Consider the following 18,721-nt stretch of genomic DNA (forward strand, 5'->3'; position numbering starts at 1 on the left):
CGGCACCAGCCAAGTCCAACAAGCAGTCTGTGCCATGCAAACAGCGCAACGCACAAATACTAAAACGTTAGGCATCTAAACGGGAGAGCGGTCATGCTCTGTGGAGTAAGAGTTCAAGACAATCTCAAAGTATTCGCAAGCAATAGCGAAAAAGAGCAAGGGCCATTCAATTGCCCTGGATGTAAGCACGAGCTTGTTCTCCGAAAAGGAAGGATTAAAGTACATCATTTCGCGCACAAACCTCCGTATAATTGCGAAAGAGGAGACGGTGAGTCAGATGTTCACCGTAAGTGCAAAGAATCCATTTACAATTCACTATCAAAATGCAGCCACGTTACAAATTTAGAAGTTGAAGCTGATTTTGGTTCGGTCATAGCCGATGTATATTGCTTAATAAACAATGTACCAGTTGCTATTGAAATACAGAGAAGTAAGTTAAGTGTAAATGAAATAACCGCGCGCACCTCTGCATATGAAAAACTAGGAATTCATGTTTTGTGGTTGGCTCTATTCAATAAAAATCTAGGCGAAGAAAAGTACAATCCCAAAGCATGGGAAAAGTGGTGTCACGCTACATATTTTGGTCGTGTGTACTATTGGGTTGCAGACTTAACTATTGCACCTGTCCATTTCTCTGAGTATCAAAATTATGTAGAATCATCAAGTTGGTACAATGAATGTGGTGAAGAACAATCAGCAGGCGGTTACTATAAATCATCTAAACGCTATAAAACACCATCTATAGGTACATACTTAAACTTGGCCACTGACTTTAATCCATCCTATAAACAAGCATGGACTCGCGGTACAGTTCATGTTCCAAATTGTAGGGTTTACAATGATAAGCTCAGAAAGTGGTGGTAAAAATGCCTATCAAGTAGTTGCACGCGGACTTGATACAGTTGTCGCGGTTTTTGCAAAAAGAAAAAGCGGCAAAAATAGTACCAACTTACTCGCCGGTGAACGAGGCGTTAGGCTTTTAATGCAAATCGTCAACATTTCACACAAAAATTGAAGGATTAAATGAAAACCTTTTACAAGTACATGTCGTACTCAACACTTATAAAGTTTCTGAATGATCCTTGCTTAAGAGTGACTCCTAGCAATTGTCAAAATGACCCTTTTGAGTTTGGATTCAGTTCAAGTGATATTGAGGCGCTAAATTTTAAAAGTGACTCAAAAGAATTTGGGATTAAACTTGAAGAATTTGCAAAACTTCATGGGATCATTTCACTTACAACATCAAATGATAACATCTTGATGTGGTCACATTATGCAGAAAACCATAGGGGAGCTGTAGTAGAAATTTATATAGATGACGAAAATCCTCAATCACTCTTTATTAACAGTACAGGGCCTAATTCACCGCCTTTTAATTATCAAGATTTTATATTTGATAAAGTTTCGTATAAACTGGTTAGAAGGTTTGAGCAAATTGAGTCCGAAATAAATTTAGATAAGATAAATCATCACTACTATTTCACAAAGGCACAACAATGGGAGTTGGAGGATGAATACAGGTTCATTACTCCTATGATTTGGATTAACAGAATACTATTTAACGAAGTAGGCTGCAATAAAGCTAAAAAAATTTTAGCGAGTTATTCTTCGTCAATTACTTGCCTTAACCCAAGAGATACTGGATATAAATTTTACGAGTTAAATCCCGCTGCATTAGAAATTATTTCTACAGAAAATATAGAATTAATTTCAAAATTATGGCTTCAATCAAATATAAATGAAACTATGTTTTTCATTCGTCTAAATAGTGGTGTTCCAGGTGTAAGTGGTAGTCACATTGGACGAATATTTCTTGGTTGCCAAGCAGATCATGATGATTTCATATCGCAGCTAAAGAATGACAGCTATGATACATTGTCAATTATGAATCAATATTCGAATCTATTAACCGGAGATCTATGCAATGTGTTCAAAGCTGAAATGGATAAGGACGAATATAAATTATTGTTTAAACCAATAATCGGTAATATTTACGAATGATTACAGTAAAGCCAACAAGTTAATTAACTAGACGCATAACGGTTGTCATCGTTTTTGCAAAATAAAAAAGCGCAAAAACAACGCCAACCTACGCGCCAGTTATTAAGGCGTTGAACTAAGCCGCTGCGCGGAGCCAAATGAGGAGTCAATCGAGTATATTATCCTCATTGAATCAGTTAAACTTAAAAACTGAGATGGAACACTACAATGACAAGAGAATTTCAATGAAAACTTACCCACTACTCGATATCAATTGACCCAGAGCTGCTTTGTAGCCCCGAGCCAGCATCAAAAAAATCAAATCCTTATGGCATAAAGCGTACCAATTAACCTGATGAACTAGGCATCGGCCAAGTCCAACAAGCGATTTATGCGTTGCAAACAGAACAACGCATAAATACTAAAACGTTATGAGTATCCACAAGTCTTGAGATAACTATGAAATTAGATTATGAATTGATAAATGAAGTTTTAACTATATTTGTTGAGTCAGAGAAAAGCACGGTTACTGTTGATTCCTTTCCTGATTTATATGAAAAAGATGCGCAGAAGTTAGCACATCACATAATTATAATGGAGGAAAAGAACCTTATAACTGGTGCATTTTCTCATGGAAAAATGGGAATAGAACTCGGGTACGATGATACAAATAATTATTATGAATTCACTTCTGGAATGCCGTGGCGAATTACCTCCGATGGTCATGATTTTGCTGCAGCTTTAAGTAAACCAAATATTTTAAGCACCATTAAAGATAACTTCCAAAAGGAAGGTCTTTCTGCTGTTATAGATATAGCTAAAAAAATTGCAGTTAAACAGGCAACTAAACTCTTGGATGATTAATAGTCATAACAAGTCATTGCAAAGGACTAAAAACAGCTGGACACTGCTCGTGCCTCGCTATTTTAGGCAACAATTTTTAGCCTCTGAATGAGGCGTTGAACTAAGCCGCTGCGCGGAGTCTAATGAGGCTTCAATTGAGTGTATAACCTTCCTTGAATCGGCTAGGTGCAAAGATGTATGATAAAAGGATACTATGAAAAGGGATTTTAATGAAAAACTTACCTACTACTCGATATTAATTGACTCTAAACTGCTCTGTAGCCCATAGCCAGCATCAAAAAAAGTAAATTCCTATCGCATAAAGCGTACCAATTAATCTGGACTCGGCATCGGCCAAGTCCAACAAGCAATTTATGCCCTGCAAACAGCGCAACGCATAAATACTAAAACGTTATTTTTCTTCATAAAGGGTTGCACTTGAAAAAATACAATGACTATTTACCAGAGTTCTTAGGAGTAGTGTTAGCTCTTTTACTTCTAAATCTTTGGTACTTATCTTCGCTAGCTATTGAGAATAAGGTTCTACCCGCAAATTTTGACTATTTATTTAAAGGCTTAACTGTCTTGATTGGCGCTTTTGTAGGTGCATTTGCTGCCTTCAAGTTAAAATCCAAAAAAGACGATGAAAAAAAGCATACAAAAGAAAAAATGGCTATGAACAAAGCTATTTTTGTATGTGTAAGGCAGATCCATGCAATTAAAATATTAATAGAGAATTGTCTAAATATAGTTCTGATTTAGATAGAGCATTTCAACTACCACCTATGAAACCTCCATGTTATGAGGACTTGAAGTATAATTACGACGAGTTAGGTTTTTTACTTGAAGAATATCCCCAATTAGTTATGAATTTAGTAATCGAACAAGAGCGATTCGAACAAGCTTTTAAATCAATTGAATTACGTAATGAGTTTTATGTTAATGAAGTACAGCCAGCTTTGAGCAGGCTTAACCTCAATGGTAAAAGCATCGTGATAACTGATTTTGCTAATGTGCTCGGCGAAAGGTTGTTCGAAGGCTCAATCGGCAGTGCTAAAACCATCTATTTTCATTTAGGAGAAGCAGATAAAAGTATTGTTGAAATATATGATGAATTGATAGCTGCTTCTCGTAAGGTTTTTCCTGGCGAGAAATTTATAAAGTGGAAACCAGAAACATAACTAGAAAATCAACAAGGACACGTAACAGTTGGCTATGTTTCGCTTCGCTACACAATTTTAGCCAACCATTACTTAGCCTGTTATTTAGGCGTTGAACTAAGCCGCTGCGCGGAGCCAGCAGAGGCTTCAATTTAGTGTATAACCCTCATTGAATCAGCCAAGCTTAAAGATGTATGATAGGAAATACGATGAAAAGGAATTTCAATGAAAAACTTACCCACTACTCGATGTAAATCAATTCAATATTGCTTTGCAGTCCAGAGCCAGCATCAAAAAAAGCAAATTCCTATAGCATAAAGCGTACCAATTATCCTGCACTCGGCATCGGCCAAGTCCAACAAGCGATTTATGCCTTGCAAACAGCGCAACGCACAAATACTAAAACGTTAACCGCTCAAATCGATTAGTCATAACTATAAAGGAAAATGAATATGGCATTGGTAAATTGCCCTGAATGTGAAGTGCAGGTAAGCGATACTGCCCTTAAATGTATAGGGTGTGGTTTTCAAATCCGCAAACCAAAGAGAGGCTTTTTTGGTAAGCTATTCAAGTGGACATTTATATTATTCAACGCTCTTATGGCATTTTGGTTGTTCTCTTACTTTGGTTCGATGGGAGAGATTGTTTCAGCTTCCGAGAGTGAAGCAGCTCAAGCTGGTGCAGCAATCGGTGCTACTATAGGCACTAGTATGATTATGGGTTTTTGGGTATTTGGCGACATTATTCTAGGGTTGTTAGTGTTGTTTACGAAGCCCAAATAGTAATATGCAATTACCAAAGCAAGTAATAGGAGGCACCAACGCACGCCTATTCTTGTAGCGTTATACCCTATGAAGTTTTCACACAAAAAATGGCTACTTGATGTAGCCATTTTTATGGGCGTTTAGCGGTGGTTTTATCGTAAACGGGCTTGTTTATCTGCCAATCTTGCTAATGTCGCAATCTGTTGGTTTGCGGCCTCACTAATTTCTAGCAATTGCTCAAGTGATAAAAAGCGTGGTTCGCGCATGTACTGCACTAATTTATCGCTGCTGGTGACAAACTGGTCATCATGTATAGGTTGCGAACTCACTATTTTGCCGCCTTCCCATGTAAACATCATGCGCTGATGCTCAAACGGATGTTGAGTGCGGCTAAGTCGTTTTTGGGTTTCATTAAAAGCATTAATGAAGTTGATCTTGAGTTCAGCAGCTTTGGCACCGGTAAACCCCATGACTAAAAACATAAAACCGTCTTTGGTCATTTCGTAGATTTTAGATTGACGACTACGATCAGCTCCAAGCTCAACGTTTATCGTATTAACGCAAAAATTCGTTGATACAAATTGCCTTGGTGCATCTTGCATTATGTAGTCTAGTTTACGTAAAACATCGGCATGCCGTTTGCCAAAATAATTGGCCACAACCTGTGAGTTGGTAATGGTTTGTTTGCCGTTAATAAAAACGAGTTGCGCAGGATGATTTTGATTTGTTAATGCAGACATAATGAAACTCCTGTGATCGTGAGATTCATCAACCAAGAAGGCTAAACTTGGGTGATGAGCTGAACAGGATTAGCCTTACCGCTCACAGGAAGCGGCGCACCGAAGTGCTCCCATCCAGCCCACCATAGTAGAGGTGCGCTGAATCACGCAATAAAAAACCAGCACTGGGCTGGCGACAATTGCGCCTGTGAATTGCGAGAGGCTAATCCCGGCATTGGATTTTGCCAATGCCCAGACAGTATCGCCCCACTCAGGTGCACTTGTCAATTTTACTTATGAGTTATCAGTTAAGTGAGTCATCGATAACCATTCACCCATTTTATAAAGCTAACATTGTGAAATCTAGAACCTTTGATCACACGGATTTCTGCTGCCTAAAGCAAAGCGTATGCGTTTTAAAAACTTAGAAAAATATGGGCAATAATCAGCGGTTATTTAGATTTCCGCTTTCGCCTAGACTAAAGAGTGATTGATTCGAGATATTTAAACTGATAAGTTACTAAAATTATTGATAAATAAAGCAATGTTGACGCTGGATTTTGATTGGTATTCTGTGAATGTTTATCGGATTCACGCTAAGACGCTATTAACCATATATGGAAACCTCTTGATTCATGAAGGACTGCCTTTTTAAATACTTACCGCCAGAACGTATTGATGTTTTGGAAAATATGAAAATTCGTTTTACTTCAGTAGTATCACTGAATGATCCATATGAGTCCCTAATGAGATTAGGGGATGTAAATGCATTCGTAGATCACAAACGTGGCGATAACGGTTTTAAGTTTGTTTCTTTATCTAGAAATAATGCAAATTTACTTATGTGGTCACACTACTCAGCTTCTCATGAGGGCTATGTTTTAGCTTTTGACCGCAATCATTCATTCTTTTCAACTGCTCAGGCCGTTAGGTATCGGCGTATTCGTGCAAACTTTAATGGTGCTAAAATGTCGTGTTGTAGTAAAGAGGATGTTTTGAAGCAAGTAGTTTTGGAGAAAGCTGTTGATTGGGCCTACGAAGAAGAGGAGAGGCTGTTTCTTCAGGATACACCTGACTCCGCAGTCAACATTGGAAATGATAAGTGGGGACAACCAATTACCTTAAACTCAATTCCAGAGGACTGTATTTTAGGTGTTTACCTTGGAGTTAAAGCAAGTGAAGAATTTAAGAAACAAATCATCGAAGTTCTAAAAAAGCATACCAATCATATACCTCTGTTTCAGTTTTCTACTAAAAGTACAGAGTTTGCACTTGAGACTAAAGAGGTTCTATATGCCATACAAGAGACTTAAAAATGGACGCAGTAAACTGCGCCCCTTAGCTTCACGTTGAACTAAGTCGCAGCACGGAGTTAAGATAGTGACTCAATCGAGTGTATTATCCTCATTGAATCAGTTAGATTTTAAAAATGTGATGGAACACCACTATGACAAGGGAATTTTAATGAAACAAGTACAAACCAAGCCACATAATCAGTTCAAAACTGCTCTACAGCCCAGATACAGCATCAAAAAAAGCAAATTCCTATAGCATAAAGCGTACTAATTAAGCTGGACTCGGCATCGGCCAAGTCCAACAAGCGATTTATGCGTCGCAAACCGCGCAACGCATAAATACTAAAACGTTATAACTTCAGAGGAATATCGTAGTGTCGGAAATTGAACAGGAAGAAAGCTCTGAAAAAACGGGGCGTTTAGAGAAACCATTATTTGCGAGCTTGTTTTTTAACCCTAAGGCATTGGGCGGAATAATGCTCGTGTATTTAGGTCTAGGCATCCCCTTTGCTATCAAGCAGGGTTTTGATATTTCTTATCTATTGAAGAGTCAGGCGCCTACGGTATTAGGTGTGATACTAGCATGTTTTGGCCTAATTCTTTCGTATTCGGAAATAAGCAAAATTCAGAGGAAGCGAAGAGATGAAAGGTTTGTGGATGTCGATGAAAATCGGTATAGCGAATCCAAAGGCTTCGAAAAAAGAGTTTTAAATGAAATCAAATCTATCAAGTCTCAGTCCGAGAGTCTAACGCCCGAACAAATTGAAAAAATGGTGTTAGAAATCGTTGAAAATAAATCCAGCGATAGTGCAGATGCATTTGATTCATTTGAAAACTATTTCAAAGAAATAAGAAATGTTCTTATTGAGCAAGCGCATACCGCAGACAAAAAAGCATCTATTTTACTTGATAAAGGTACTGCATACTCTAAAGGTGGAATTACATTTTTTATTATTTCAATAATACTATGGCAAGTGCTTTCTTGGTTTACCGAGTTTAAAGAGCAGTATATATATGGGATCGTATCTTGTTCACTGCTTTTTGTATTTCTAGAGTTCTTGTCTGCATGGTTTTTAAAGCAATATCGACACTTTGTTGACACTTCTACATACCATATAAAGGTGAAATCAATATTTGATAAATATATGTTGTCTTACTTGGCAATTAAAAGTCTGGGAGGGGATTGTGATGATAAAGATTCAAAATATAAAGCGATGCTTAAAGTTCTCGAAGATGATATCAAATGGCCAGAATCCTATCTCCTAAAAAATGGAGATGTTAGTTTTGCAAAAGAAGCTCTGGAAACAATGACTCACTTCGCAAAAGCTATGAAGTCGGAAGTAAAAAGTCAAGGAAAGTCGTAAACAGTTATAACAAACGGCTCCACGCAGATGCCCAAACCGTAGCCGTTTTGTGGATTTCGTTACGCTGCACATTACCACAAAAACAGCTGCGGCTTGGGCGCTGGTGAGCCCGTGGCATCAAATGGCATAGTTGATTTTAACGTACCTGCAGGCGCGTTTAGTGTCGGCAATAAATCGCCCATCGATGCCGTGCAACAGGCCGTAGCCCAATTGGGTTGCATGTTGTTATCTAATGACGAAACCAAAGCATTAACTGTGGTGCCTCGTTGGCCAACCGTGCCGTGGTTAATGGATGGCGTAACACCAGACTTAACTGTGCACGATGCGGTGATCACCAGTTACAGCGAGTCAAAAGAAATTAGCCCCGAGTGCAACGTGGTTTGGCTGCGTGGTGAGCAGCAGGGCATTAGCGCAAAAGTAAAACGCGCTGGCACTGCAGGCAATATCGCCGCCGATGACATCAACGCTCAACTGATAGTTGATAACCAAGCCGCCCGAACAGCCGGTACCAACGCACTGGCCGACACGGGCAATAAGCTTAATATCAATATGAGTTTACCCATCATGGGCGACTTACTGCCCGCAACACCTGGTATGTTGATTGGTATTCGTGAAGGTGTTGATGTGTTCAAAGGTACGTGCGATTCAGTGACGATTAGCGCATCGGTTAGCGACACCGGCGACATTGATATCGAGCAAACCATCACTGTCGTTCGGCATGTAGCATAACCTGTTGTATCAGCAATTTATAAGGAGGGATAATGTTAAAGCAGTTACAACAAAGCCTAAGCGCCCCGCGGGTGATCATGACGATTAACACAGTTAATACCGATGGCACCGTCACCGCCAGCACTGCCAGTAACCACACCCAACGGGTAATAGGTTCTGGCAGCGTTGGCGATCACATTTACGTTCAAGACGGCAGGGTGCTAGGAACTGCACCCACATTAGCGTTTGTAGAGATAGAGGTTTAGACTACTCATTCATATTTTTTAAAGGATTAAAAATTGTCTATTACTGAATCATTAAAAGAGCTTGTAAGTTCAATCATTGTATTTCTAAACACTCCAGAAATGATACCAGTTATTGCTGGTGCAGTTATTGGTGCTATCTTCGCCGTATTATTGACTTTAATAGTTGGTTTTTTTTCATCTGTAGTTAAACAAATTGAAACTAATCGAAGAGTTAGAGGTGTAATGACATTTTCGCTAAAAAACAATCAGCTGATGTGTCATAGTAATTTAGGCCTTTTAGGACATGAAATTGAAGGGATGACAAATAATCGAACATTTATTTTAACCCCTCTTTTCACATTTCAAACATCAGGAGCTAATCTAATATTTTCAAATGCTAGCTTTTCAAGATTTGAAGTTGAAAATTTATGGAATAATTTATCTGATATCGATGCTATTAACAGTCAGTTAAATATAATGGTTGAAAATCGACAATTCTTGCAATTGAAAATAAGAGGTGAATCTAAAAAATCGATTGAGTGGGAGTTGTCAGGTCTTCTTGTTGAGTATGATCGTTATCTTATTCAGCGTTATAATGAAGCGTTATTGATAATTAATAACGCCTTACACATACTCAATATGTCGTTTTTTGAAAGAGTTGTTTTAAGGTTTACATTTAAAAATACTAATTCAATGGCTACCAGCTAGCTGATATCTTTGTCATGCAATCGTTTTGGAAAAAGCTCAGTGTATACTTGCCACAGTGTATTAATGTTCCGGTGGCCAGTAACTTGGGCAACTTCGTCAATCGAATAACCCTTTTCAAATAACCGGCTAGCACCTTCACGCCGTAAATCATGGTAACGCAAATCTCCAATAGCTAATTCAGTTCTAACTCGTTGAAATCCGGCAGACACAGACCTTTCATTATAGGGAAATACCCTGTCATCTTTACGCGGTTGTTTTTGTAAAAGCTCCCACGCCCCACCCAATAGCGGCACCAGCATGTGATTACCGGCCTTTTTGCGCGGGTCTTTTCGGTCACGAACAGTCACAGCTTTTTGTGCTTCATCAACATCATCCCATCTTATGCGGCATACCTCACCAACACGCATGCAACTTAAAATAGAAAAGTCGAGTAAATCGACATAAGGAATATGGGCAGCTCTTTTACTTGCGCGTTCGTTAAGGCCAACCTTTAACCTTTCAATCTCATTTGATGTGGGTCTTCTAGAACGCCGTTGAGATTTACCAATAAGGTTTTGGCTATGTAACAGTTCATAGGATTCAATTACAGGGAGTTCTGTAACCGGATACCCATAACTTGGTTTAGCCATTTTTAAACACCAACGCAAGTAACTGACATCATGAGCTACAGTCGATGGACCTGCCCCTGCTTGTATTCTATTTTTGCAGTGGTCAACAATATGATGGGATCGAATATCAATAATATTTATTTTGCCAATATCACTATCGGCCAGGAGCTGCAGTACATACAATTTTGTGCGACCAAAAGTGATGTGCGGATCATCAATATATTTAGCGATAAGTTCACGCAGTGGAATAACCCCAGCTTGTGGATTTGGGACCCCGTTCGATTCCAGATTACCCACTTCTTTTTTAGCCCAAGACTCAGCAGGTGCTAACTTTGAAAATGTGCGGTGATCACTGTAAACTATCTTACCTTTTTGCTTCACCCGTACTGTGCATTTGTAGCGTATTGTGCCGTCAGCACGAGCTCTTTGATCTATTACGAAATAGGCCATCTTGGGTACTCAGTCCTATATTATTGGATACCTCACAGGATACCTGACTACCTGAAAATGTGCAAAAATGTATGAAAATAACCCAAAATGTGAGCTTAATGAATTCAGTGAATACAACGCATAAGCTAGATACACCAAAGGATACACTCGATCGCACCTTTTCCATTGCGCCTATGCTGGATTGGACGGATCGCCACTATCGTTACTTTGCGCGCCTTATGTCGAGCAAAGCCTTGCTGTATACCGAGATGGTGACCACGGGTGCCATATTGCAAGGTAAGGGCGACTACTTAGCCTATAACACTGCAGAACATCCACTGGCGTTACAGTTGGGTGGCTCTAACGCGGTTGATTTAGCGGCGTGTGCCAAATTGGCTGCTGAGCGTGGTTATGATGAGGTGAACCTGAATGTGGGTTGTCCGTCTGATAGAGTACAAAATGGCCGCTTTGGTGCGTGTTTAATGGCCGAGCCTGAGTTAGTTGCACAATGCGTTGATGCGATGAAACAAGTCAGTGATATTCCGATTACAGTCAAAACCCGTATTGGGATTGATGAGCAAGACAGTTATCAATTTTTAACCGACTTTATTGATATCGTCAGTGCCAAAGGTTGTGGTGCTTTTACTATTCATGCGCGTAAAGCCTGGTTGCAAGGCTTAAGCCCGAAAGAGAATCGTGAGATCCCGCCGTTAGATTATGATCGGGTGTATCAATTAAAGCGCGATTATCCACAGTTGAACATCAGCATTAACGGTGGCATTAAAACGTTAGACGAAGCAAAGCTACATTTAGCCCAGCTTGACGGGGTGATGGTGGGGCGTGAAGCTTATCAAAACCCGTATATGTTGGCGCAAGTAGATCAACAGTTGTGCGCAATCGATAAAGTGGTGATTACTCGCCAACAAGTGATAGAACAAATGTTACCTTATATTGAAGCGCATTTAGCCCAAGGCGGTCGTTTAAATCATATTACCCGTCATATGATTGGTTTATTTCAGGGCTTACCAGGTTCGCGTGGCTGGCGTCGGCATTTGAGTGAGAATGCTCATAAGCCCAATGCTGATATTGGGGTTGTGCTTAACGCCGCTGAATTTGTCGATGCAAAAGCACTCGCCAGTGACGAATCTACTTTGATATAATTCTCGTTATATAGAGGTTATGTCACCAGATTATGTCGCGAGCTTATGTCGTGAATAAGACGTGAAATAAACGGCCAGACAGACATGTTGAAAACAGCTGTTAGCATATAAAAAGCGCCTATTATTAGGCGTTTTTTGGTTTTGTCTCTCGCTAGAATCGCTAGCGGAACCATAAAGCCTGCTAAACAACAGTGTCTAATACCATAAGCTAGACAGTCACTAATACAGTCACCGACATTTTCACACTTCAACCACTAACCCAGTCACCAAGTTAACCACTAATCTCTGCTACAGCCTCTCAGTTGGCGGTGATATTTCGCTATTTATTGCTACTTTTTAGCCTTGCTATAATACTGCATAAAAATCGCTGGTCATTTTCACTAACTAGATGGTGATTTTTACTACCTGTTGGTTTTTTGTTCTATATTTTAGTTCATTTATATTAACGATAATTAATTAATTTAGTCAATTAATTAGCAGGTTACTGTTGTTTTTTAAAGTTGGCACGCTGCTTGTAATACCTATTGTATAATCAACTAGACGAGTGTTTAGTTGTCATCAACCAGCACAATAAAGGATTCCATTATGTCTATTTTAACTTCAACTAACGTTATTCGTCGTAGTGTTCAGTTATCAGTTGCTGCAGCATTATTGGTTACCGCCAGTGTTTCGGCACAGGCTGATGAAATGTCAACCGCTAATACAGTTGCTGCACTTGAGCAGACTATGACCCAAGCTAGTAAATGATTGCCAATGTAAAACAAGAGTTAATGTTGTCGTTGCAAACTCAAATAGCTGAACAGGTATTTGAAATGAATTCAGCCCTAGAGTTTGCTAGCTTTGAACAACCACAAACCACAACAACCTTAACCACTGAGAACAAGTAATGGATTGGGCAATGAATATAGCTTTGGTGCTGCCATTAATGTCGTTATTGTTATTGCCAGTGATCAGTTTTGCACTGTGTGCGACAGTAGTCAGCTGGCTATTATGGCCAAGCATTAATGACCAAGCTTAATCTGAACACCATTACTGACTAGGATAAACCTGGTTGAGTACGAGAGGATAATATGAAGCGTTTAATCAATAGATTACAAGATGAAACTCGGATCGTATGTGGCGTATCAGCTAAGTTGGCTAAACAATACGGCTGGTCATTACTTTGGACGCGTGTTGTGACACTAGGGCTCGTTGTCAGTAATCCCAGTATCGGTTTGTTAGCTTACTTTGTGATAGCCGTAGTGATGAGTCAAAAAACGACTCGATTTTAACGTCTACCCAGCACTAAATACTTCTCCGAGTTAGATGAGTTCAGCCGCTTTTTGTTGGCCCACGATTAAGGGTAACAATAAGCTTGATGCGGCTTCAGGAACCAAGGACAGACTAACAAATGGCATCTGAAATCTAGCCCTATTGTCGGCATACACTAAGTCGCAATGAAGTAGCAAGGTTGTACCCATTCCCACAGCAGCCCCGTCACAGCAGACACAACCGTTTTTTTTAGACCCAATAAGCAAAGCAAGAATGTAACCGTTGGATGCCCCTCGACTAATTGACCACTCTTGAGGACATCTGCTTTCTCATTACCTGATGTAAAGCCATTTTCTGTACCATGTACCATGTACCATGAAGCATAAAGGCACGTATTGGGATTAACGACCAAGACAGCCATCAATGTTTAACTGACTTTATTAGATCTATGAGTGGTAAAGGTTGCAGTGTTTTTACCATTGATGCGCGAAAGCATGGTTACAAGGCTTAAGCTCGAAAGCAAATTGTGACATCCCGCCGTTAGATTATGAGTGTGTTTACCCGCTAAAACGTTGACTCATTCACTCACTCATACACTCAGTCATTTCACTTAACACCCCGGTGATAGCTGGCCATTTATTTCAGCTGTTCACCCTTTTTACATGGGTTAACAAAAGGGCTGGTCATTCTCACTAAGGATATGGTTAATTTTACTACCTGTTGGTTTTTTGTTCGAGAGGTTGGTTCATTTATATGAACGACAATTAATTAATTTAGTCTATTAATTATTGGGTTACTGATTTTTTTAAAGTTGGCATGCTACTTGTAATACCTATTGTATAATCAACTAGACGAGTGTTTAGTTGTCATCAACTAGCACAATAAAGGATTCCATTATGTCTATTTTAACTTTAACTTCAACTAACGTTATTCGTCGTAGTGTTCAATTATCAATTGCTGCAGCATTACTCGTTACCGCCAGTGTTTCGGCTCAGGCTGATGAAATCTCAATCTCAAATACGGTTGCTACGCTTGAGCAGACTATGACCCGAGCTAGCCAACAAATGATTGCCAATGTAAAACAAGAGTTAATGTTGTCGTTGCAAACTCAAATAGCTGAACAGGTATTTGAAATGAATTCAGCCCTAGAGTTTGCTAGCTTTGAACAACCACAAACCACAACAACCTTAACCACTGAGAACAAGTAATGGATTGGGCAATGAATATAGCTTTGGTGCTGCCATTAATGTCGTTATTGTTATTGCCAGTGATCAGTTTTGCACTGTGTGCGACAGTAGTCAGCTGGCTATTATGGCCAAGCATTAATGACCAAGCTTAATCTGAACACCATTACTGACTAGGATAAACCTGGTTGAGTACGAGAGGATAATATGAAGCGTTTAATCAATAGATTACAAGATGAAACTCGGATCGTATGTGGCGTATCAGCTAAGTTGGCTAAACAATACGGCTGGTCATTACTTTGGACGCGTGTTGTGACACTAGGGCTCGTTGTCAGTAATCCCAGTATCGGTTTGTTAGCTTACTTTGTGATAGCCGTAGTGATGAGTCAAAAAACGACTCGATTTTAACGTCTACCCAGCACTAAATACTTCTCCGAGTTAGATGAGTTCAGCCGCTTTTTGTTGGCCCACGATTAAGGGTAACAATAAGCTTGATGTGGCTTCAGGAACCAAGACCAGAGTAACAAATAGCATCTGAAATCTAGCCCTATTGTCGGCATACACTAAGTCGCAATAAAGTAGCAAGGTTGTACCCATTCCCACAGCAGCCCCGTCACAGCAGACACAATCGGTTTTTTAAGACCCATTCTTGCAAAGCAAGAATGTAACTGTTGGATGCCCCTCGACTAATTGACCACTCTTGAGGACATCTGCTTTCTCATTACCTGATGTAAAACCGTTTTCTGTTCCATGAAGCATAAAGGCACGTATTGGGATTAACGACCAAGACAGCCATCAATGTTTAACTGACTTTATTAGATCTATGAGTGGTAAAGGTTGCAGTGTTTTACCATTGATGCGCGAAAGCATGGTTACAAGGCTTAAGCTCGAAAGCAAATTGTGACATCCCGCCGTTAGATTATGAGTGTGTTTACTCGCTAAAACGTTGACTCATTCACTCATTCACTCATTCATTCACTCATTCACTCATTCACTCATTCATTCATTCATTCATTTAACACCCCAGTGATAGCTGGCCATTTATTTCAGCTGTTCTCCCTTTTTACATGGGTTAACAAAAGGGCTGGTCATTCTCACTAACGATATGGTTAATTTTACTACCTGTTGGTTTTTTGTTCGAGAGGTTGGTTCATTTATATGAACGATAATTAATTAATTTAGTATATTAATTATGGGGTTACTGATTTTTTTTAAAGTTGGCATGCTACTTGTAATACCTATTGTATAATCAACTAGACGAGTGTTTAGTTGTCATCAACCAGCACAATAAAGGATTCCATTATGTCTATTTTAACTTTAACTTCAACTAACGTTATTCGTCGTAGTGTTCAATTATCAATTGCTGCAGCATTACTCGTTACCGCCAGTGTTTCGGCTCAGGCTGATGAAATCTCAATCTCAAATACGGTTGCTACGCTTGAGCAGACTATGACCCGAGCTAGCCAACAAATGATTGCCAATGTAAAACAAGAGTTAATGTTGTCGTTGCAAACTCAAATAGCTGAACAGGTATTTGAAATGAATTCAGCCCTAGAGTTTGCTAGCTTTGAACAACCACAAACCACAACAACCTTAACCACTGAGAACAAGTAATGGATTGGGCAATGAATATAGCTTTGGTGCTGCCATTAATGTCGTTATTGTTATTGCCAGTGATCAGTTTTGCACTGTGTGCGACAGTAGTCAGCTGGCTATTATGGCCAAGCATTAATGACCAAGCTTAATCTGAACACCATTACTGACTAGGATAAACCTGGTTGAGTACGAGAGGATAATATGAAGCGTTTAATCAATAGATTACAAGATGAAACTCGGATCGTATGTGGCGTATCAGCTAAGTTGGCTAAACAATACGGCTGGTCATTACTTTGGACACGTGTTGTGACAGTAGGGCTCGTTGTAAGCACCCCCAGTATCGGTCTGTTAGCTTACTTTGTGATAGCCGTAGTGATGAGTCAAAAAACGACTCGATTTTAACGTCTACTCAGCAGTGGGTAAACGGGGCCATGACTTTCCCCGTAGACAGGTTATATCGAGTAGGATATTTATTTTTGTAAGAAAGCTTGGAAGCGTTGTTTGGCTTCATCACTTTGTAAACGTTTAGAGAACTGAACTAATTCTAACTTCATTTGTGCTTTTACTTGTGCCTGATTATGGCGTAAAAGCTGTTTCGATGCTTGAAGTGACTGAGGTGGTTGTGCAGCAAGTTTTTTCGCTTGAGCTAAGCTGAAACTCAATAAATCGGCATCATCGACCACTTTATTAATAATATTTAATTCTGCCGCTGTCGTAGCATTAAATGCTTCTCCGAGTAAGATGAGTTCAGCCGCTTTTTGTTGGCCCACGATTAAGGGTAACAATAAGCTTGATGCGGCTTCAGGAACCAAGGCCAGACTAACAAATGGCATCTGAAATTTAGCACTATTGTCGGCATACACTAAGTCGCAATGAAGTAGCAAGGTTGTCCCAATTCCCACCGCGGCCCCTGTCACAGCAGCCACAACCGGTTTTTTAAGATCCAATAAGCAAAACAAGAATTTAACCGTTGGATGCTCCTCGACTAATTCACCACTCTTGAGGAAATCTGCGATATCATTGCCTGATGTAAAACAGTTTTCTGTACCATGAAACATAAAGGCACGAATATCGTTGTCGGCTTCACCTTGGATCAGGTATTCTGTGAATTGCTGATACATTTCTAGATTAAAGGCATTGCGCTTTTCTGGACGATTAAAACTGATGATCCGTACGCCTTGATCATCTCTTACCTGAATATGACTCATTCGTAGCTTCCTGTTGTGAACGCGAGTGGGATTACATGGAGTTTAAGACATTGAAAGCAATATTCAAACATCTGTTTAACTTTTTAGTGCTATCATCAATTTCATTCGCAGCCAGCGCTAACGTTGTGTTGGTTGATGGTCATGTCAGAGCAATGCCTGCGAGTGTGCCCAATACCGCGGCTTATTTTACGCTAGAAAATCATAACAACAGCGATGTTAAGTTAGTTGAAGTGAAGACGAGTGCGGCAAAAGTAGCGCAGTTACATACAATTATTGAAGAAGATGGCATGGTTAAAATGCGCCAAGTCGAAGGGTTTACTATACCGTCCCACGGTTCGTTAACGCTTCAACCTACCGGGGATCATGTGATGTTATTGTCGTTAACCGCGCCATTGGCTATTGATGATAAAGTGCCTTTAACATTAATTTTTGACGATGGTCAGCAACTTATGATTGAGCTTCCCGTGCTTAAGAAAGCCGAGACTCAACATGATGAACATCATCACCACAATTAAGGAGCAATATTGATGCAAGTAACAAGGAATAAAATATTAGCCGTTGTTGGTGTGCTTTGTTTAGTACTTTACTTTATGAGTGTGTGGTGGAGTGTTGCACCTGATCCAATTAAACCGGTATCGTCGAAAACAGATAACGGTAAGTTAATTGTGGGTTATGCGACAACAACGTCATTAATTGCCACAATGGAAACCTTGCTGGATAAACCCGGAGGTTGGCTCTCTAATGATATTATGCCTCCGTCGGTAATGATGGATAACATGCCTGCATTTGAGTTTGGTGCATTAGAACAGGCGCGAGATTTAGCGCTAACGATGCGTAAAGAATTTAGTCGTTCACAGTCGCAGTCCACTGCGGATGATGATTTATTAACGGCACATTCGAAGTTAAACATCGATAATACCAGTTGGTTAGTGCCAAGTGCCGAAGGTGAATATCGCGATGCGATCAAATTATTGAAACTTTATCGTGCTAAAATCAATGATGCAGAGAACAATAATGCGCAGTTTTATGCTCGTGCAGACAACCTCAATGAATGGCTGAAAGAAGTTCAAAAACGCTTAGGTAGTATCTCACAAAATTTATCTGCCAGTGTCGGCCAAGAACGGTTAAATACTGATCTAGCAGGTGATATTTCTGCGCGTCAATCGACCCCCGGTTTATCGAGCAATGAGATTAAAACCAGTTGGTGGAAAATTGACGATGTATTTTATCAAAGCCGTGGTTCCGCTTGGGCATTATTGAACTTTATGCGGGCCATTGAAGTTGATTTTGCCGATGTATTAGCAAACAAAAATGCTGCGGTCAGTTTACGTCAAATTATTCGTGAACTTGAAGCAACTCAACAAACAGTTTGGAGCCCTTTGGTTCTTAATGGAAACGGTTTTGGTTTAGTGGCTAATCACTCGTTGGTGATGGCTAATTATATTTCGCGTGCAAATGCCGCGGTAATTGATTTAACGAATTTACTCTCACAAGGATAA

Annotated in this window: 24 protein-coding genes and 2 pseudogenes; 21 read left to right on the forward strand and 5 right to left on the reverse strand. The window is 39.8% G+C overall.

Going from position 1 to position 18,721, the window contains the following annotated elements; all coding sequences use genetic code 11:
- Positions 1-93 precede the first annotated feature (93 nt).
- The 6 genes from CXF80_RS17045 (at position 94) to CXF80_RS17070 (ending at position 4,765) form a co-directional block, all read left to right on the forward strand.
- On the forward strand, positions 94-864 hold the full coding sequence (locus tag CXF80_RS17045; protein ID WP_101034119.1) for a competence protein CoiA: 771 nt from the start codon (positions 94-96) through the stop codon (positions 862-864).
- A gap of 159 nt (positions 865-1,023) precedes the next feature.
- Complete coding sequence (locus CXF80_RS17050; RefSeq protein ID WP_101034120.1) at positions 1,024-2,001, forward strand: DUF2971 domain-containing protein; 978 nt, start codon at positions 1,024-1,026, stop codon at positions 1,999-2,001.
- Between the two features lie 438 nt (positions 2,002-2,439).
- On the forward strand, positions 2,440-2,844 hold the full coding sequence (locus tag CXF80_RS17055; RefSeq protein ID WP_101034121.1) for a DUF2513 domain-containing protein: 405 nt from the start codon (positions 2,440-2,442) through the stop codon (positions 2,842-2,844).
- A 417-nt stretch (positions 2,845-3,261) separates the two neighbouring features.
- Positions 3,262-3,585, forward strand: coding sequence for a hypothetical protein (locus tag CXF80_RS17060; RefSeq protein WP_101034122.1), 324 nt, complete (start codon positions 3,262-3,264; stop codon positions 3,583-3,585).
- Between the two features lie 47 nt (positions 3,586-3,632).
- Positions 3,633-4,004, forward strand: coding sequence for a hypothetical protein (locus CXF80_RS17065; RefSeq protein WP_157822254.1), 372 nt, complete (start codon positions 3,633-3,635; stop codon positions 4,002-4,004).
- A gap of 431 nt (positions 4,005-4,435) precedes the next feature.
- Complete coding sequence (locus tag CXF80_RS17070; RefSeq protein ID WP_101034124.1) at positions 4,436-4,765, forward strand: hypothetical protein; 330 nt, start codon at positions 4,436-4,438, stop codon at positions 4,763-4,765.
- A gap of 134 nt (positions 4,766-4,899) precedes the next feature.
- Here the strand turns inward: CXF80_RS17070 and CXF80_RS17075 are convergent, their stop codons facing one another.
- Positions 4,900-5,487: a Rha family transcriptional regulator gene (locus CXF80_RS17075; protein ID WP_101034125.1), complete on the reverse strand. Its 588-nt coding sequence runs from the start codon at positions 5,485-5,487 to the stop codon at positions 4,900-4,902.
- Between the two features lie 671 nt (positions 5,488-6,158).
- On the opposite strand from CXF80_RS17075, the gene CXF80_RS17080 reads away from it, so the two are divergent.
- The 5 genes from CXF80_RS17080 (at position 6,159) to CXF80_RS17100 (ending at position 9,786) form a co-directional block, all read left to right on the forward strand.
- The gene (locus CXF80_RS17080; RefSeq protein ID WP_157822255.1) at positions 6,159-6,779 is read left to right on the forward strand and encodes a DUF2971 domain-containing protein; all 621 of its coding nucleotides are present in this window, start codon (positions 6,159-6,161) and stop codon (positions 6,777-6,779) included.
- A 356-nt stretch (positions 6,780-7,135) separates the two neighbouring features.
- Positions 7,136-8,125 carry a hypothetical protein gene (locus tag CXF80_RS17085; RefSeq protein ID WP_101034127.1) on the forward strand — a complete coding sequence of 330 codons (990 nt, stop codon included), beginning with the start codon at positions 7,136-7,138 and terminating at the stop codon, positions 8,123-8,125.
- 111 nt (positions 8,126-8,236) lie between these two features.
- Positions 8,237-8,854, forward strand: coding sequence for a hypothetical protein (locus tag CXF80_RS17090; protein ID WP_232772144.1), 618 nt, complete (start codon positions 8,237-8,239; stop codon positions 8,852-8,854).
- Between the two features lie 32 nt (positions 8,855-8,886).
- Complete coding sequence (locus CXF80_RS17095; RefSeq protein ID WP_101034128.1) at positions 8,887-9,099, forward strand: hypothetical protein; 213 nt, start codon at positions 8,887-8,889, stop codon at positions 9,097-9,099.
- 33 nt (positions 9,100-9,132) lie between these two features.
- The gene (locus tag CXF80_RS17100) at positions 9,133-9,786 is read left to right on the forward strand and encodes a hypothetical protein (RefSeq protein WP_101034129.1); all 654 of its coding nucleotides are present in this window, start codon (positions 9,133-9,135) and stop codon (positions 9,784-9,786) included.
- Here the strand turns inward: CXF80_RS17100 and CXF80_RS17105 are convergent.
- A complete protein-coding gene (locus CXF80_RS17105) occupies positions 9,783-10,844 on the reverse strand; it encodes a tyrosine-type recombinase/integrase (protein WP_101034130.1) in 1,062 nt (353 codons plus the stop codon). The two genes, CXF80_RS17100 and CXF80_RS17105, sit on opposite strands and share 4 nt — an antisense overlap.
- A 98-nt stretch (positions 10,845-10,942) precedes the next feature.
- Here CXF80_RS17105 and dusA point away from each other — a divergent pair, with 98 nt between their 5' ends.
- The 4 genes from dusA (at position 10,943) to CXF80_RS17115 (ending at position 13,254) form a co-directional block, all read left to right on the forward strand.
- Positions 10,943-11,983, forward strand: coding sequence for a tRNA dihydrouridine(20/20a) synthase DusA (dusA, locus tag CXF80_RS17110; RefSeq protein ID WP_101034805.1), 1,041 nt, complete (start codon positions 10,943-10,945; stop codon positions 11,981-11,983).
- A 585-nt stretch (positions 11,984-12,568) separates the two neighbouring features.
- Positions 12,569-12,730, forward strand: coding sequence for a hypothetical protein (locus CXF80_RS20210; protein ID WP_157822256.1), 162 nt, complete (start codon positions 12,569-12,571; stop codon positions 12,728-12,730).
- Positions 12,727-12,870, forward strand: a complete 144-nt coding sequence (locus tag CXF80_RS20215) for a hypothetical protein (RefSeq protein WP_157822257.1) — start codon at positions 12,727-12,729, stop codon at positions 12,868-12,870. The genes CXF80_RS20210 and CXF80_RS20215 overlap by 4 nt, the downstream gene beginning before the upstream one ends.
- Before the next feature lie 183 nt (positions 12,871-13,053).
- Complete coding sequence (locus tag CXF80_RS17115; RefSeq protein WP_101034131.1) at positions 13,054-13,254, forward strand: PspC domain-containing protein; 201 nt, start codon at positions 13,054-13,056, stop codon at positions 13,252-13,254.
- Between the two features lie 33 nt (positions 13,255-13,287).
- Here CXF80_RS17115 and CXF80_RS17120 read toward each other — a convergent pair.
- A pseudogene (locus tag CXF80_RS17120) lies at positions 13,288-13,607 on the reverse strand (enoyl-CoA hydratase-related protein); the annotation flags it as partial.
- A 523-nt stretch (positions 13,608-14,130) separates the two neighbouring features.
- Here CXF80_RS17120 and CXF80_RS17130 point away from each other — a divergent pair.
- On the forward strand, positions 14,131-14,442 hold the full coding sequence (locus CXF80_RS17130; RefSeq protein WP_101034132.1) for a hypothetical protein: 312 nt from the start codon (positions 14,131-14,133) through the stop codon (positions 14,440-14,442).
- A gap of 183 nt (positions 14,443-14,625) precedes the next feature.
- Positions 14,626-14,826 (forward strand): PspC domain-containing protein, encoded by a 201-nt coding sequence (locus tag CXF80_RS17135; protein WP_101034131.1) that lies wholly within the window; start codon positions 14,626-14,628, stop codon positions 14,824-14,826.
- 33 nt (positions 14,827-14,859) lie between these two features.
- On the opposite strand, the pseudogene CXF80_RS20810 reads toward CXF80_RS17135, so the two are convergent.
- A pseudogene (locus CXF80_RS20810) lies at positions 14,860-15,189 on the reverse strand (enoyl-CoA hydratase-related protein); the annotation flags it as partial.
- A 531-nt stretch (positions 15,190-15,720) separates the two neighbouring features.
- On the opposite strand from CXF80_RS20810, the gene CXF80_RS17145 reads away from it, so the two are divergent.
- Together CXF80_RS17145 and CXF80_RS17150 are read left to right on the forward strand one after the other, a co-directional pair.
- The gene (locus CXF80_RS17145) at positions 15,721-16,032 is read left to right on the forward strand and encodes a hypothetical protein (protein ID WP_101034132.1); all 312 of its coding nucleotides are present in this window, start codon (positions 15,721-15,723) and stop codon (positions 16,030-16,032) included.
- A 183-nt stretch (positions 16,033-16,215) separates the two neighbouring features.
- A complete protein-coding gene (locus tag CXF80_RS17150) occupies positions 16,216-16,416 on the forward strand; it encodes a PspC domain-containing protein (RefSeq protein ID WP_101034133.1) in 201 nt (66 codons plus the stop codon).
- Positions 16,417-16,484: 68 nt separating this feature from the next.
- Here CXF80_RS17150 and CXF80_RS17155 read toward each other — a convergent pair whose 3' ends face one another.
- A complete protein-coding gene (locus tag CXF80_RS17155) occupies positions 16,485-17,222 on the reverse strand; it encodes an enoyl-CoA hydratase-related protein (protein WP_101034134.1) in 738 nt (245 codons plus the stop codon).
- 35 nt (positions 17,223-17,257) lie between these two features.
- Here CXF80_RS17155 and CXF80_RS17160 point away from each other — a divergent pair, with 35 nt between their 5' ends.
- Together CXF80_RS17160 and CXF80_RS17165 are read left to right on the forward strand one after the other, a co-directional pair.
- Positions 17,258-17,737, forward strand: coding sequence for a copper chaperone PCu(A)C (locus tag CXF80_RS17160; protein ID WP_101034135.1), 480 nt, complete (start codon positions 17,258-17,260; stop codon positions 17,735-17,737).
- A 12-nt stretch (positions 17,738-17,749) separates the two neighbouring features.
- The gene (locus CXF80_RS17165) at positions 17,750-18,721 is read left to right on the forward strand and encodes a DUF2333 family protein (RefSeq protein ID WP_101034136.1); all 972 of its coding nucleotides are present in this window, start codon (positions 17,750-17,752) and stop codon (positions 18,719-18,721) included.

Origin of the sequence: Shewanella sp. Actino-trap-3 (genome assembly GCF_002836275.1) — a bacterium.
Classification (GTDB): Bacteria; Pseudomonadota; Gammaproteobacteria; order Enterobacterales; family Shewanellaceae; genus Shewanella; species Shewanella psychromarinicola.

Excerpts from the sequence above, each read along its gene's own strand:
- CXF80_RS17045 (WP_101034119.1), top strand. The coding sequence starts at position 94 with ATGCTCTGTGGAGTAAGAGTTCAAGACAATCTCAAAGTATTCGCAAGC.
- CXF80_RS17050 (WP_101034120.1), top strand. The coding sequence starts at position 1,024 with ATGAAAACCTTTTACAAGTACATGTCGTACTCAACACTTATAAAGTTT.
- CXF80_RS17055 (WP_101034121.1), top strand. The coding sequence starts at position 2,440 with ATGAAATTAGATTATGAATTGATAAATGAAGTTTTAACTATATTTGTT.
- CXF80_RS17070 (WP_101034124.1), top strand. The coding sequence starts at position 4,436 with ATGGCATTGGTAAATTGCCCTGAATGTGAAGTGCAGGTAAGCGATACT.
- CXF80_RS17075 (WP_101034125.1), bottom strand. The coding sequence starts at position 5,487 with ATGTCTGCATTAACAAATCAAAATCATCCTGCGCAACTCGTTTTTATT.
- CXF80_RS17080 (WP_157822255.1), top strand. The coding sequence starts at position 6,159 with ATGAAAATTCGTTTTACTTCAGTAGTATCACTGAATGATCCATATGAG.
- CXF80_RS17095 (WP_101034128.1), top strand. The coding sequence starts at position 8,887 with ATGTTAAAGCAGTTACAACAAAGCCTAAGCGCCCCGCGGGTGATCATG.
- CXF80_RS17105 (WP_101034130.1), bottom strand. The coding sequence starts at position 10,844 with ATGGCCTATTTCGTAATAGATCAAAGAGCTCGTGCTGACGGCACAATA.
- dusA (WP_101034805.1), top strand. The coding sequence starts at position 10,943 with ATGAATTCAGTGAATACAACGCATAAGCTAGATACACCAAAGGATACA.
- CXF80_RS20210 (WP_157822256.1), top strand. The coding sequence starts at position 12,569 with ATGTCTATTTTAACTTCAACTAACGTTATTCGTCGTAGTGTTCAGTTA.
- CXF80_RS20215 (WP_157822257.1), top strand. The coding sequence starts at position 12,727 with ATGATTGCCAATGTAAAACAAGAGTTAATGTTGTCGTTGCAAACTCAA.
- CXF80_RS17115 (WP_101034131.1), top strand. The coding sequence starts at position 13,054 with ATGAAGCGTTTAATCAATAGATTACAAGATGAAACTCGGATCGTATGT.
- CXF80_RS17130 (WP_101034132.1), top strand. The coding sequence starts at position 14,131 with ATGTCTATTTTAACTTTAACTTCAACTAACGTTATTCGTCGTAGTGTT.
- CXF80_RS17135 (WP_101034131.1), top strand. The coding sequence starts at position 14,626 with ATGAAGCGTTTAATCAATAGATTACAAGATGAAACTCGGATCGTATGT.
- CXF80_RS17145 (WP_101034132.1), top strand. The coding sequence starts at position 15,721 with ATGTCTATTTTAACTTTAACTTCAACTAACGTTATTCGTCGTAGTGTT.
- CXF80_RS17150 (WP_101034133.1), top strand. The coding sequence starts at position 16,216 with ATGAAGCGTTTAATCAATAGATTACAAGATGAAACTCGGATCGTATGT.
- CXF80_RS17155 (WP_101034134.1), bottom strand. The coding sequence starts at position 17,222 with ATGAGTCATATTCAGGTAAGAGATGATCAAGGCGTACGGATCATCAGT.
- CXF80_RS17160 (WP_101034135.1), top strand. The coding sequence starts at position 17,258 with ATGGAGTTTAAGACATTGAAAGCAATATTCAAACATCTGTTTAACTTT.
- CXF80_RS17165 (WP_101034136.1), top strand. The coding sequence starts at position 17,750 with ATGCAAGTAACAAGGAATAAAATATTAGCCGTTGTTGGTGTGCTTTGT.